The sequence below is a fragment of the Haloarchaeobius pelagicus genome (assembly GCF_051207375.1).
Lineage (GTDB): Archaea > Halobacteriota > Halobacteria > Halobacteriales > Natrialbaceae > Haloarchaeobius.
Map to the genome: position 1 here is coordinate 395,632 of NZ_JBPJZD010000003.1, position 12,212 is coordinate 407,843.

The following is a 12,212-nucleotide window of genomic DNA, read 5'->3' on the forward strand; positions in this document are numbered from 1 at the left end:
CCCCTCGAGGCACTGCTGTCGAGTACGGGGTCCACCCCTATCGCGGTTGCCCGGACGACTCCGGGGCTGGACTGCCGGGCGCTAGCCACATCGGCACCACGTTTTTCGGCCGCGAGCGACACGTCCCAGACGGTACATGGCCAACTCCGAGCCCGTGCAGTGTCCGATGTGCGGTTGGACCGGCACCCGGTCGGCGATGGAGCACAGGAACGACCAGACCGTCTGTCCCGTCTGTCACGACCCGGCCGCGGGGTGAGACAGCCACAGCCCACATCTCCCCGTCGTCGGTGCAAGGACGAGTCGGTACGATTTTCGCACCGGCGCGACTCACAGTGACTATGCTCAAGGGATTCGCACACGAGACCGGCAATCACTGTGGGTCCACCTCCCTCCGCGACGTCTCTGACTACCGCGAGTGGGGCCTCTCCGAACCGCTGTGTTTCGGCATCGGTTCCGGCCTCGGGTTCAGCTACATCGAGAGCGAGGACTCCCCGACCCGGCAGTTCGTGGGTCGGTCCCCCTGGCTGGAGTCCGGCTTCTACGACCACCTCGGTATCGCCTTCGAGGAGCGCCGCGGGCAGTCGTTCGATGACGCCTGGGCGGGTATCAGAGACCACCTCGACGCGGGCCGACCGGTCCTGCTGTTCGTGGACATCTACTATCTCGAGTACTTCGATTCGGACGTCCACTTCAGCCCCCACACCGTCGTCGCGGTCGGGTACGACGACGATGCCGTGCTGCTCGCCGACAGCGAGTTCGACGGCATCCAGCGCCTCCCCCTCGACCAGCTCGCAGACTCGCTCGACTCCGACCACGGCTTCTTCGGCCCCATCGAGAACCACTGGCTTGCCCCCACTGGGGAAGAACCGACCCGACCGATCACGGACGCAATCCACGACGGCCTCACCCTCACGACCACGACGATGCTCGAGCCCGAATCACTGTCCTTCGCGGGCGCAGCCACGCACGGACTCGACGGTATCCGCGCCTTCGGGCGGGAGCTTCCCAACTGGGAGGACCTGCCGGATGCGAACTGGTGCACCCGCTTCGCCTACCAGAACGTCGAGAAGCGCGGCACCGGTGGCGGCGCGTTCCGTGGCCTGTTCGCGCCCTTCCTCGACGAGGCCGCCGCGCACACGGACGTCGTCGACGAGACCATCGTCGACGAGGCGGAGGAGATTGCCGAGGACTGGTCGACCATCGGCCAGAGCCTCAAACGTGCCGGGCTGGCCGAGGACGAATCGGACACACGCGAGGCGTACGAGGAGGCCGGGTCACAGATGCTCGCCGTGGCTGACCGGGAAGAAGCACTGTACGAGACGATTCGGGATCGACTCTGAGCCGTTGTCTCCACGAGCACCCGAGACGATTCCGGAGATCGAACCACCAAAACTGGTTTTATCGTTGTGGGTCTATCTCCGGATAGGATGTCCGACCATCCCGATTCGACGCCATCAGGGTCAAAGTCACGCAAGCAGCCGTCGGAGCGGGTAGTGGACATCGAGACAGTCCGGAGCGTCATGGAGCGTCATCCGGTTTCGCTTGCAGTTCTTTTCGGGTCGCAAGTCGAGGGGACGGCCGATGCACAGAGCGATATCGACATCGTAGTCGAATTCGATTCGGTCGAGGACACGGGCACAGCGGTTCTCAGACTCATGTCGGATTTGTCGATAGCACTCGACCGAAACGACATCGACCTCTCGCTCGTCTCGGACCTGAAGCCCAGGGTAGGACGAGCAGCGTTTGAGCATGGAATCCTTCTGGTCGGGACACCCAAGCGAGCAGCACAACTCCAGGACAAATTCGAGCAGCAGGTACAGACCGATACCTCGACCGAGTCACTCCGTGCCCGCTTCGATGCTGCGCTGGCGAATATCGACGACCTCGTCGACGGTGAGGCCTGATGCCGGTCCACGACGCAGACCGTGTCGAAACACTCGTCGAAAAGGTCGAGTTCGTCGAAGAGTGTTTAACGATTCTCGCATCGAAGCAGGTCATCTCTCGTGAGCAATACCGAGAAGACATCGAAACCCGAGATATCGTTGAGCGGCGGTTCGAGAAGGCAACGCAGGCCTGTATCGACATCGCGAGAATGCTCCTGAAAGACATCGACGGCAGGGCACCGAATTCGAACCCCGGTTCGATGCAACGATTAAACGAAGTCGACGTCCTATCTGCGGCCGTTTCAGAAGAGATGCAACAAGCAGCGTTGTTCCGGAACGTCCTCGCTCATGAATACGGTGAGGTACTCAATCACGATATCGTCTACAGCGCATTGCAGGACTTGGAGCGCTACCGCCAGTATCTCCACGAGGTTCGAGCATACCTCGAGCGAGTTGATGCAATCTAACTGTTGATTCGCCGGGGAGTTTGTTCGCTTGGCGTTTTTCGACGGTACTCCAACTTAACTCGCCTTGTCACCCTCTTTCGGCTCGGTCGTCTCGAGGTCGACCGATTCGTACAGGTCGCGCACCCGCTTCTGGACCAGCGCGATGATGTCGTCCATCCCTGCGCCGCCCTCGTCGTGTTCGTCGTCCGGGTGGCCGTAATAGTACGGTTTCGCGGGCTGGAGTTCCTCGATGAGCTTGAAGTTCACCACGGCACCCACGACCAGTGCCACGGCAAGCAGCCAGTGGGGGAGGACGATGACGAGCAGTACCGTGAGCGGGCCGTAGGCGAAAAAGGAGAGGAGTTTGAACTCCGGCCGTTCCACGGGGATGTTCTCCATGTACGCGTAGAGGCCGAACAGCCCGAGGACGATGCCCAGGTCGAGGTACAGCCCGACCCACAGGTCCGACGACCCGGAGACAATGACGTGGACGAACAGGGCCATCGCGCCGGTGATGGGAGTGACCCGGCTGACGTACGTCTTCTCGATGAGGATGCCGCTGACCAGCAGCATGAGCTGCAGCAGTGGCACCGCGAGCCACCAGGGCAAGTTCTCGGCGACGACTAGGGGGAGCATGGGGAAACCGGTGAATTCGGTCGTTCCCATATCTCGCCGGCCCTTGACTATCAAGATTGCTGCCGTTTTCGTCGAATTCGACCAGCCTATCCGTCGAATTTGCCCAGGCCAGTCGTTCGTTCAACCAGTCCGGCGAGAGAATCCGAACTGTAGCCTGCGCTATCGGGGGCTCATCGACCATCATCTCCCTGAGTAGTGCCACTTGTAAGCGGCAACTTGTGTCAACAAGCATCACACCCCAGGGCACCACCACCCCACCGCAGTCTTGCGGTTTCCGAATATCAATCCACCAAGGTTTGACAATGGTCAACAGTATCATTTATACTCTTTCGGTCGTTAAAGGTCGGTAACATGAATAGACGGCACCTGCTGGGCGCGATCGCCACCAGCGTCCCGCTCGTCAGCGGGTGCCTCACCACCGTCGAAGCGCCGCCGGCCGAAGACGTGGGGAGCTACTCCCGACTCCTCGACCGCGACGACTTCGTCGACGACCCTGCGCAGGTAGACCGCACGGTCGAGCAGGTGCCGTTCGTCTCGCTCAAACCGGCCCCGTCGCCACCACAGTCCCTGCCCGAGGCGGACCGCGTGTTGGCCGCGGAGGGGAACACCACGGCCACTTCGAACACGACGAACTCCTCGAACACGACTGGACCGGCCAAGACCACGACACCGGAGCCGGTGCCCCCGCGGGAGAGCGACGACGGCTCCATCGACGTGACCGACGAATACTGGCAGGACAGAACGCACGTGAGCCGCTACAGCATCGACACCGTCACCGTCGATGTGTACCCGAACGAACCGGCCCTGAAGAGCGAGATGGCGAAGGTGTGGGTCGGGGCGTTCGTCTATCCTCGCCAGAAGTTCGTGGCGGAGGGCACGAGCGAGCGGTTCGTCCGCTCGGAAGGCGAAACGACCGTCTCGGTCGACCTCAACCTCGACACCGCCCCCCGAGGTGAACGGCTGCACTACGTCGCCATCGTGCTCCCGGGCGATGCGGAGATCCGCTCTGCCCCCGCGAAGCGAACCGAGTTCATCATGGAGACGGACCCGTTCATCATCTACCCCGATGACGACGAGGTCCGACGCGCCCCCAACAGCGGCGAACTCGAGAAGACGGTCGAAGACCGCGCCTCGCGCCACAGCATCGAGGGTGCATACCTCCAGACCCTCGCGGGCCGGACCGCGGGCACGGCCTGGACGGTGAGCTTCCTCGCGTTCAAATCCGCATACGACCACGCAGCGAGTCGCTCCCGCGGGCGCTCACGCCACGAGTACGTCAAGTACGAGCTACTGCAGGGGGCAGCCGACGAGCTCGCGAACCTGCTGGTCTCTGCGGCCGATTCCCACGGCATCACCGACCCGTTCCAGCAGGTCGAGTTCGCCATCGACTTCGTCCAGTCCCTTCCGTACGTCGCGGACGACGTGAGCAAGGGCTACGACGACTACACCAAGTTCGCGATGGAGACACTCGTCGACCTCGAAGGCGACTGCGAGGACACGGCCATCCTCCTCGCCTGCATCCTCGAAGCCGACCCCTACGGCTACGACGTGGTGCTCATCCAGCCCCCGGGCCACATGGCTGTCGGGCTCTGGTACGAGCACGACGGCGCGTACAAGTACCGCCTCGATGGCCGCGACTACGCGTACATCGAGACCACCGGGACCGGCTGGGGCATCGGCGACATCCCCGACCAGTACGCCGGAAAGCCGGTGAACTGGTACCAGGTCTGAGCGCGACAGGGCCACTTCCTCCACAAAGTATGTGCCAGCAGCTCGACCAATAACGCCCGAGCCATGTCCCTCGCCAGCTCACGCCGTCGCTTCCTCCAGACGGTCGGTTCCGCCCTCGTCATCGGGACTGCAGGGTGTCTCTCCGACCGCTCTCTCGGTACCGACACACAGCCCCAGACGAGTTCGGAACCCGTCACGGAGACGACCAGCGGAACGACCACGACACAGCCCGAGGCGGTCACCCTCGCGGCTGGCGAGCCATACGACAGTCCAGCCGGCTGGTCCGTCGTCGTCGAGCACGTCAGCGTCCAGCGCTGTTACGTCGAGTTCGGGACCACGCATACGGACCCGCGGTGCGGGGAGACGACACAGTTCGTGGTCGCCACCGTCCGGGTTTCCGGCGCTGACGCTCCCGATCCGGCCACCCTCGACATCGGTGTCGAATCCAGCCCACAGGACGACGAGACCGACAGACGCCGAAACTACGCCATCGGTGAGAACGACGAGGACGAGGTCGCACAGACCTACGCCTTTCCGGTTCCGTTCGACCCTGCGCCCACGGCGGCCCCGATCGTCTGGCGTGCCGAAGACGGACAGCAACCGACTGTCCGCTGGGAACTTTCCGAGGCACACCTCGAGCGACTCGCGAATCCACCACGGTTCGAGGTTCGAGCGTTCGACATGCCAGCCCACGCCAGCGAGGGTGAACAACTCTCGGTGTCGGTCACCGTCGCCAACGTGGGTGCCCGAGACGGGACGTTCATCGCGGAACTCGGAGATGCTGCCATGTCGGACCAGCCCGAGATAGCAATCGAGGTTCCCGAAGACGAGTCAGTCACCGAAACGTTCGCCGTCGACGCTCGTTTCTCCCAGCGTGACGAGATGACCGTGGTCCTGCGCTGGGGCAACGAGACGCTGACGCGAACCGTGACGAGGGGGACCACGACAACCGAATGAATGAATGAAAAACCGGATGGCAGTACTGCCCTGTGCGCCGCCTGGGTCCACCGTCAGGCTTCGGCGACGGTCGCCAGCACGCGCTCGAAGCGCTCGTGGACCTCTGCGGCGATGTCGTCGAGCGCCTCGTTCTCGGCGATACCGACGAGTTGCTTGGGGTCGACCGCACTCACCATCACGTCGCCCTCGTCGGTCTCGTAGACGATGACGTTGCACGGCAGAATCGCACCGAGTTGGACGTCGGCGATCAGGCCTTCGTGTGCCAGCGGTGGGTTGCACGCGCCCAGGATGCGGTACTTGCGGAACTCCTCACCAAGCTTCTTCTCGAACGTCGCCTGCACGTCGATGTCACAGAGGACGCCGAATCCCTCGTCTTCGAGCGCTGTGAGTGTCGCGTCGATGGTCTCGTCGAAGGTACCGGGCGCTTCGACTTGCATAGTATAGTCCATACACAACACTACTGGTTCACCGGGCTTAACGGTGTGGTTCGGCGGTAGGCTCGCTGATAGGTTCATAACGCCCAGCACTCACGGTCGGTATCGGCTCTCAGGCGGTCGATTCCTCAGGAAATCAGGGTAACCGACAATACCGATCCTGTCGTCTCTCTATGTAAGAGTACGATGACCAGTTCTAGCGAAACATCGGGGCCGCTGCGACGAACGGTTCTCAGAACAGCTGGCGTCGCGGCCGTCGGCCTCCTGGCCGGGTGTCTCGGGTCGGGGCAGTCTGACGTGTCCCCAGAGCCTGCCGTGTCAGAGCAGGTGAACGCGGTCACCCTGTACCGGAGTCCGACGTGTGCCTGCTGCCACGAGTACGCCGGTTACCTGGAGGGCAAACTCGGGTCGACGGTCGAGGTCGTCAACAAGGCGGACCTGAGCGGTATCAAGGCCGAGTACGGCATCCCCGAAAACGTGCAGAGTTGCCACACCGTCGACTGGGGTGACTACTTCGTCGAGGGACACGTGCCCTACGAGGTCGTCCAGCAATTGCTCGCAGCCGAACCAGCGATCGCGGGCATCGCGCTCCCAGGGATGCCGAGCGGGTCACCGGGCATGCCCGGTGAAAAGACGGAAGCATGGCAGGTCTACGCCGTGCACGAGGACGGCTCGGTCGAGGAGTTCACCTCGTTCTGAGCGCCTGCCTCATCGAGACGAGTCCGTGCGCTGTTCATCGTTACTGCGGCCCGCGCGGGGACCCGAGTACCGTCGTTCTGCGCGCCTGTCTGCCCGACCCGCGAGGAGCGAGTAGGCCAATACGAGCGGGAGGCCGAACAGCAGTCCCATCCAGAGCAGGCCCCAGAGTCCCATCAGGCCACCGAAGAGCCCCCAGCTGCCGCCACCGCCCATCATCGCGGCGTAGTCACCGCTCGGCTGGGCAGCGATCGGCCGGGCCACGACCACGAGCAGGGGGACGGCCAGTCCAGCGATTCGGCGAGCGATGCGGTTCGAGAGGTCGGTGAGTTGAATCATGAGTTGTGAGCGGAGTGTGTCTGTGTTCGTCGTGCGAGTCAGCGAGGCCGAATCACGAGACGGGCTTCAGCAGCCGCGTCCCATACCGGCCATCCCGGGACCACGGGTGCCATCAGCCATCCCGGGGCCGTGAGCGCCGTCAGCCATGCCACGGCCCATCTCGTCCATGGAGCCACCCATGTGCGACTCCATCCACTCGACGGCACCCTCACCCATGTGCTCGGTCATGTGCGCTTCCATCCAGGTCGCCCACTCCGCGGCGGTCCCGTCGTACGGGGGCGCGTCTTCTGCGGCCGCGTCATCACCGTGGGCACCGACCACGGACACCCCGAACGCGAGGGCGACGAGTGCGAACGATACTACCAGCCAGCGGCCGACGTTGAGTTTGGTCATTGTCCTTCTCCTCAAGTAGTCCTACGATGCCTCTGGGGTTATCGGCGTGGGTGTGAACACACGCAGGAGAACGTTCGAGAACGTGTATAGAGCGTTCTAATCGTTTCTCTTCGACGAGACCGTTCGTGCGTCCAGGATTCGACGGGGGCACCACACACCCCCAGCGACTGAACCGGCCGGGAAAGGACAACCCAGGGTTCGAAACCTGAGGCTCGGCTACCGAGCAAGAACCGGATTGTAGAGTCACCGGCCGACGACCGAAGTCGTGGAGTCCACCTTGGAACTCCGAGACAGGTTGTGGGTGTCGTGCTGGATAGAGGGCGCGAATCGGTCACTCGAACACTTCGGTCACAGGGCAGCGGAACGCTAGCTATCCCGAGTCAGACGACTGGGGATTCTATCGCGTCGAGTTGGGCGAGGAGGCTGAGCATATCCAACTGTACCCACTTGTCCGTGATCTTTCCATCGACGACTCGGACCATTCCCATCGCGGTGAACTCGACCTCGGTGCCAGTGGGAGCGAGCCCCTCGAACGTGCCGTCGTGCGTCCCGTTGGCAGTATATCGGAGTGAGACGAGGTCACCCTCCGCGAGACACTCCTCCAGCGTGAGACGGGTGTCCGAAAACGCGTCGAAGAAGCCCCACTGGACCGTCAACAGGTTCTCGAGCCCGTTCACGTCGTCCGCCCCGTGGATGACGACATCCTCTGCGTGACAGTCCGCGAACCCAGCCTTGTCTTGCTCGTTCCACGTGCTGAACACCCGCTCGACAACGGCCTTGTTCGCTTCCTCAAGACTGGTTGACATACGTTCAGTACATCGAGCAGAACGATAACCGTTCCTTCGGCGCGGAAGAGAGCCGGGCGTCGATAGATTGTGGAGCGCCGCCGCGTTGTAGGTGGGTAGCCTGGCGACTACGCGGCTGGAGATACCCTGTCCGGAGCGCGAATCTGAGCGGTCGGTTCTCCACCGAATCCAGGGTCGCCCGGCCCAAAATTATCAAGATGGTAAAAATATTATTTTACTAACCTATATCCCCATGCAAGCCGTGTAGTCATACTGATGGATGAGAACCGTCGGCCAACTTTCGAAGCGGTGGATACTCCCGGCACTACCCCTCTGGCGACACGCCGAGCGGTCCTCGCAGCCGGTGGCGCTGTTGCACTCGGGAGCCTCGCTGGCTGTACTGCGCTCGACGGGCTGGTAGACCGCGCCAGCGACGAGGCCCTCGGGACCACGGAGGCATCGCCTGCCGCCTTCTACGCCGGTTCCACCACACTCCCAGCTGGTGACGACGCTGGTGGTGCGTTCACTAGTTTCCGAAGCGACCCGGCCGACGTCCGATACGTCCCACCGACCATCCAGGCCGCCTCTCGAGCCATCGAGATCGACGGCTGGAGTACCAGCACGGCCACGAAGGCACAGGACTACAACTCCTCGCGCTCGAACAAACCGCGGACCATCTGGTGGCCCGGGCCCGACGACGATGACGATGACGACGACACGGGGACGCTCGTCTCGGTGCTCGATACCGAGCGGGCGCTACTAATCTACGCTGACGCCGCAATCGAGGCCGTGGACAGTCAGTCGAACGACGACGCGAAGGCATCCCTCGACGCGTTCATCGACGGGACAACGGAGGTCAGGGAGAGACTCGAAGGCTGTCCCTCGGAGACCTGCCGGACCGTCTTCGAGAACGCCGACGTACGGAAGGGACTCGCCCAGGACGCGAGCGACGCCGTGGACGCGGGTGACTGGGATAGCGCGAGGAAGTCCCTCCAGCAGACCCGTCGCATCGTCCAGGGCGATATCGACCGCATCCACGACGACCTCGACAGCGACGGCGACGGACTCGGAGACGGCACGGAATCACTCTATGCCTACCTCGGAGGGGAGCCCACAATCGGCGAACGGTTCGTCGTCAGCCTTCCCGATACCCGCGTCCGTGGTGACGGGCCCGCATTGGGCGATGAACTCACCCCACAGCGGGTCCTGGAGTACTTCATCGGCGACCACAACGCCAAGGGGTGTGCTGAGAGCGACCACACCGTCGCCGTCCATCGAGCGCTATCGTGTCGAGACCTCCTCTCGGCAACGCTCACAGAAGGTCGTGGCACCGACAAAAGCGACAGAATGCGATGTGTCGTCGCGTTCCAGACGTCGGGCGGCGTCGTCGTTACCGGCTCATCACCCGACGTCGATGGCGCTGCACCGGCACTGTTCGTCTCGGATGACGGAGCCGTCACAGCACCTGCGAAACTCGACTCGTGGGGCGACGAACGGAGCGCCGGTGAGGCCACCGTCTCGCAGACGCTCGTCCGTTCGGTGGCTGCACAGCCGGCCGACTGCCCGTCTCCGATGCCCGCGCTGTTGTACCTCCGGCGGATTCACCACAACGACCAGATACTGTACGCCGGCGGGTGGCTGATCGATGATGGCGCACTCTACGAGGATACTGCGACGCTCCTCGTCGGCGATGGCCCCAACATCGTCGCGGGAGTCTCACGCTCGGATATCGAGGAGGGTGGCATCGATCTACAGTCGCGCGCCACAGTGCGCAAAAAGCCTGGACGGACCAAGTACGGGAACATCACTCTCAGCGCCCCCTATGACCCGGACGCGGACTACCTTCCAGCCGGTGCCCAGCCAGTGTGCAGGGACGATGGGAACGTCTCCTACTGGGGGGTTCAATCGCGGGAAGCACTCGCCAAGGAGACTGGCACTGGCGATTGCGACGATGGCAATCCGAATGAGCCTCCGTCGTGTATCGTCACCGCACTGGATGCGCCGGTCCTCCATCTCGTCGGCGCGGCCGAGGTATCGAACGACGTGAAGTTCAAAGCAGGGGCAGAGCTGTCAAAAGCGGTAAACTGAGAGGATAGGCGTTCTCCGAAGCTGGGGAGATACAACACTTCCCCCACATCGTACCAAATCACCCAGTGAGTCGCGCCCTGACCCTCCCAAGCAACCCCCGCTTCTCCGAGTTGCTCGACGCACCGTCGGTCGACACCTGCTGCTCGCCGTCGTCCGCATCGTCCCCGGCCTCCTCCCGCTTCCCGGCCTCGTATTCCGCGATCATTTCGGGGATGTGACGGTAGCACATACGACAGGGTTGGGCCGCACGCGAGAAAATGGTTTGTGAATGGTTCCCAGCAATTACTGGGTGTGGCTCTGTTCGAGTTCGTCACTCGGGTATATCCGGTACGTCCGCCCCTGCCGTTCGCGGTACAGCAGCCCGCGCTTTTCGAGCGCACTCACGGTCTGGCTGACCTTGCTCTTCGAGAAGTCCGCACGGTCGCGTAGCTCGATCTGCGTGATGCCGGGTGACGTGAGTACCGGCTCGAGAATTCGTCGCTCGTCCTCGGGGAGGAGGTCCAGTACGCGGCGGGATTGTGCTTCTGCGGACGTCGGGTCCGTGTCTTCCTCCTCATCTGCATCGGCTTCACCTTCGACGGTTGGTTCGCTCGGTTCGGCCTCGATTCCGCTCGTAGTTGCTGACGGACGCTCCGCGCCCGAATCATCGAGCGGGAGGTCACGGCGGACCACCAGGTAGACCCCACCGACGAGAGCCGAGACCAGGAGTGTCCCGAGCACGTACCAGAGCGGGTTCGTGCCGTGAACCGCCCCCATCGACGACCCCATCATCGACCCCATCTCGTCGAACGTCTGCTGTTGCTGGTACGCCTGCCAGGTGAGCGCGCCACCGACGACCCAGACGCCGGCGACGAGGGAGCCGACCACGAGGTCTGCCCGGTTCCTGTTCATGTACGACACCACGTGGGGTCTCGCCTGTTCATACGCCATACTTCGTGGTCTGTCCTTCTACCAGTTTTGGTCGTCGCGCACAAGATTGCATCCTGGGCGGACACGGGACATCGAACCACGAACGTGAGCGAGACCAGGTGAGCTACCCGTTCATCCGCCTCGTGGATGCAATGGACTGGGAGCAACTCCGCGAGGTCGCTCTGCCAATCGTGGGTGTCGCCGAGAAGGTCACCGTTTTCACCCATTTTGGTTATTCCGCCACACAGCATATGGTAGCATGGTAAAGCACCATGTCTACCGGCTCGCCCACACCCACGGAGATGAAGCGAACTACCGAAGAGATATACACGACCCTCCTCGAGAAAGGGGACCTCTCGGTTCTCGACACGGACTTCGATCCAGGATACCAGGCGATCGGCGTCACTGGCCCTGACCCGATGGACCTCGACCAGTTCCGGACGTTCGTCAAGGAGTTGCGGACCGCGTTCCCCGACCTGACGATCACCTTCGACGAGGAGATCGCCGAGGGGAACAAGGTCGTCACCCCGCATACGATGGCCGGGACCCACAAAGGGGAGTTCATGGGTGTCGCACCCACGAACAAGAAATGCGAGGTCCGCGGGATAAGCCTCGACGAGTTCGAGAACGGAAAGCTCGTTCGCTCCGAGAGTCAGTGGGATTCCCTCGGACTGCTGCGCCAACTCGGCGCACTCCCGGAAACGGTCAAGTAAGCGCCCCAAGGGGAGAGACCGATCCCGTCGAACACGTCGAAGGAGCGGTCGGCGGGACAGGACCCAACGGGTCTGCAGCTGCCTACGCGAGCGCGAGTCGCGGGGCAAAGACACTCGTTCTTGAGAGAGGGGTTCGACGACTGGATGCGAACAGGGGCAGAATCAGCGGCGAAGCGTTTCTAACGGACCTTAGATTGCAATG

General features: G+C 62.9%; 15 protein-coding genes. 8 read left to right on the plus strand and 7 right to left on the minus strand.

The window, feature by feature from the left end; all coding sequences use genetic code 11:
* The first annotated feature begins 338 nt into the window (after positions 1-338).
* From ACSC1S_RS19945 to hepT, 3 genes are all read left to right on the plus strand, one after another.
* A complete protein-coding gene (locus tag ACSC1S_RS19945; RefSeq protein WP_435365844.1) occupies positions 339-1,340 on the plus strand; it encodes a BtrH N-terminal domain-containing protein in 1,002 nt (333 codons plus the stop codon).
* A gap of 87 nt (positions 1,341-1,427) precedes the next feature.
* Positions 1,428-1,904 carry a nucleotidyltransferase family protein gene (locus tag ACSC1S_RS19950; protein ID WP_435365845.1) on the plus strand — a complete coding sequence of 159 codons (477 nt, stop codon included), beginning with the start codon at positions 1,428-1,430 and terminating at the stop codon, positions 1,902-1,904.
* Complete coding sequence (hepT, locus tag ACSC1S_RS19955) at positions 1,904-2,350, plus strand: type VII toxin-antitoxin system HepT family RNase toxin (RefSeq protein WP_435365846.1); 447 nt, start codon at positions 1,904-1,906, stop codon at positions 2,348-2,350. The genes ACSC1S_RS19950 and hepT overlap by 1 nt, the downstream gene beginning before the upstream one ends.
* 54 nt (positions 2,351-2,404) lie before the next feature.
* Here the strand turns inward: hepT and ACSC1S_RS19960 are convergent, their stop codons facing one another.
* Entirely contained in the window at positions 2,405-2,995 is a 591-nt protein-coding gene (locus ACSC1S_RS19960) for a hypothetical protein (RefSeq protein ID WP_435365847.1), read from the minus strand.
* Positions 2,996-3,316: 321 nt separating this feature from the next.
* Between ACSC1S_RS19960 and ACSC1S_RS19965 the strand changes: the two genes are divergently transcribed.
* Positions 3,317-4,696 (plus strand): hypothetical protein, encoded by a 1,380-nt coding sequence (locus ACSC1S_RS19965; protein WP_435365848.1) that lies wholly within the window; start codon positions 3,317-3,319, stop codon positions 4,694-4,696.
* A 63-nt stretch (positions 4,697-4,759) separates the two neighbouring features.
* The gene (locus ACSC1S_RS19970; protein ID WP_435365849.1) at positions 4,760-5,653 is read left to right on the plus strand and encodes a hypothetical protein; all 894 of its coding nucleotides are present in this window, start codon (positions 4,760-4,762) and stop codon (positions 5,651-5,653) included.
* A 53-nt stretch (positions 5,654-5,706) separates the two neighbouring features.
* Here the strand turns inward: ACSC1S_RS19970 and ACSC1S_RS19975 are convergent, their stop codons facing one another.
* Entirely contained in the window at positions 5,707-6,102 is a 396-nt protein-coding gene (locus ACSC1S_RS19975) for a DUF302 domain-containing protein (protein WP_435365850.1), read from the minus strand.
* Between the two features lie 300 nt (positions 6,103-6,402).
* Here ACSC1S_RS19975 and ACSC1S_RS19980 point away from each other — a divergent pair, with 300 nt between their 5' ends.
* Positions 6,403-6,786, plus strand: coding sequence for a DUF411 domain-containing protein (locus ACSC1S_RS19980; protein ID WP_435365851.1), 384 nt, complete (start codon positions 6,403-6,405; stop codon positions 6,784-6,786).
* Between the two features lie 9 nt (positions 6,787-6,795).
* Here the strand turns inward: ACSC1S_RS19980 and ACSC1S_RS19985 are convergent, their stop codons facing one another.
* The 3 genes from ACSC1S_RS19985 to ACSC1S_RS19995 form a co-directional block, all read right to left on the minus strand.
* A complete protein-coding gene (locus ACSC1S_RS19985) occupies positions 6,796-7,122 on the minus strand; it encodes an SHOCT domain-containing protein (RefSeq protein WP_435365852.1) in 327 nt (108 codons plus the stop codon).
* A 66-nt stretch (positions 7,123-7,188) separates the two neighbouring features.
* Entirely contained in the window at positions 7,189-7,515 is a 327-nt protein-coding gene (locus ACSC1S_RS19990; RefSeq protein ID WP_435365853.1) for a hypothetical protein, read from the minus strand.
* Between the two features lie 380 nt (positions 7,516-7,895).
* Positions 7,896-8,321, minus strand: a complete 426-nt coding sequence (locus ACSC1S_RS19995; protein WP_435365854.1) for an ester cyclase — start codon at positions 8,319-8,321, stop codon at positions 7,896-7,898.
* A gap of 255 nt (positions 8,322-8,576) precedes the next feature.
* Here ACSC1S_RS19995 and ACSC1S_RS20000 point away from each other — a divergent pair, with 255 nt between their 5' ends.
* Entirely contained in the window at positions 8,577-10,388 is a 1,812-nt protein-coding gene (locus ACSC1S_RS20000) for a hypothetical protein (RefSeq protein WP_435365855.1), read from the plus strand.
* A 58-nt stretch (positions 10,389-10,446) separates the two neighbouring features.
* Here the strand turns inward: ACSC1S_RS20000 and ACSC1S_RS20005 are convergent, their stop codons facing one another.
* Both ACSC1S_RS20005 and ACSC1S_RS20010 read right to left on the minus strand, forming a co-directional pair.
* Positions 10,447-10,617, minus strand: a complete 171-nt coding sequence (locus tag ACSC1S_RS20005; protein ID WP_435365856.1) for a hypothetical protein — start codon at positions 10,615-10,617, stop codon at positions 10,447-10,449.
* Positions 10,618-10,670: 53 nt separating this feature from the next.
* Positions 10,671-11,279: a helix-turn-helix transcriptional regulator gene (locus ACSC1S_RS20010; RefSeq protein ID WP_435365857.1), complete on the minus strand. Its 609-nt coding sequence runs from the start codon at positions 11,277-11,279 to the stop codon at positions 10,671-10,673.
* Between the two features lie 320 nt (positions 11,280-11,599).
* On the opposite strand from ACSC1S_RS20010, the gene ACSC1S_RS20015 reads away from it, so the two are divergent.
* Positions 11,600-12,010, plus strand: coding sequence for an ester cyclase (locus ACSC1S_RS20015; protein ID WP_435365858.1), 411 nt, complete (start codon positions 11,600-11,602; stop codon positions 12,008-12,010).
* Positions 12,011-12,212 lie beyond the last annotated feature (202 nt).

Bases quoted from the DNA above. Each gene is read 5' to 3' on its own strand.
- ACSC1S_RS20005 (WP_435365856.1), bottom strand. From the start codon at position 10,617: ATGTGCTACCGTCACATCCCCGAAATGATCGCGGAATACGAGGCCGGG.
- ACSC1S_RS19965 (WP_435365848.1), top strand. From the start codon at position 3,317: ATGAATAGACGGCACCTGCTGGGCGCGATCGCCACCAGCGTCCCGCTC.
- ACSC1S_RS20015 (WP_435365858.1), top strand. From the start codon at position 11,600: ATGAAGCGAACTACCGAAGAGATATACACGACCCTCCTCGAGAAAGGG.
- ACSC1S_RS19950 (WP_435365845.1), top strand. From the start codon at position 1,428: ATGTCCGACCATCCCGATTCGACGCCATCAGGGTCAAAGTCACGCAAG.
- ACSC1S_RS20000 (WP_435365855.1), top strand. From the start codon at position 8,577: ATGGATGAGAACCGTCGGCCAACTTTCGAAGCGGTGGATACTCCCGGC.
- ACSC1S_RS19970 (WP_435365849.1), top strand. From the start codon at position 4,760: ATGTCCCTCGCCAGCTCACGCCGTCGCTTCCTCCAGACGGTCGGTTCC.
- ACSC1S_RS19985 (WP_435365852.1), bottom strand. From the start codon at position 7,122: ATGATTCAACTCACCGACCTCTCGAACCGCATCGCTCGCCGAATCGCT.
- ACSC1S_RS19960 (WP_435365847.1), bottom strand. From the start codon at position 2,995: ATGGGAACGACCGAATTCACCGGTTTCCCCATGCTCCCCCTAGTCGTC.
- ACSC1S_RS19945 (WP_435365844.1), top strand. From the start codon at position 339: ATGCTCAAGGGATTCGCACACGAGACCGGCAATCACTGTGGGTCCACC.
- hepT (WP_435365846.1), top strand. From the start codon at position 1,904: ATGCCGGTCCACGACGCAGACCGTGTCGAAACACTCGTCGAAAAGGTC.
- ACSC1S_RS19975 (WP_435365850.1), bottom strand. From the start codon at position 6,102: ATGGACTATACTATGCAAGTCGAAGCGCCCGGTACCTTCGACGAGACC.
- ACSC1S_RS19995 (WP_435365854.1), bottom strand. From the start codon at position 8,321: ATGTCAACCAGTCTTGAGGAAGCGAACAAGGCCGTTGTCGAGCGGGTG.
- ACSC1S_RS20010 (WP_435365857.1), bottom strand. From the start codon at position 11,279: ATGAACAGGAACCGGGCAGACCTCGTGGTCGGCTCCCTCGTCGCCGGC.
- ACSC1S_RS19990 (WP_435365853.1), bottom strand. From the start codon at position 7,515: ATGACCAAACTCAACGTCGGCCGCTGGCTGGTAGTATCGTTCGCACTC.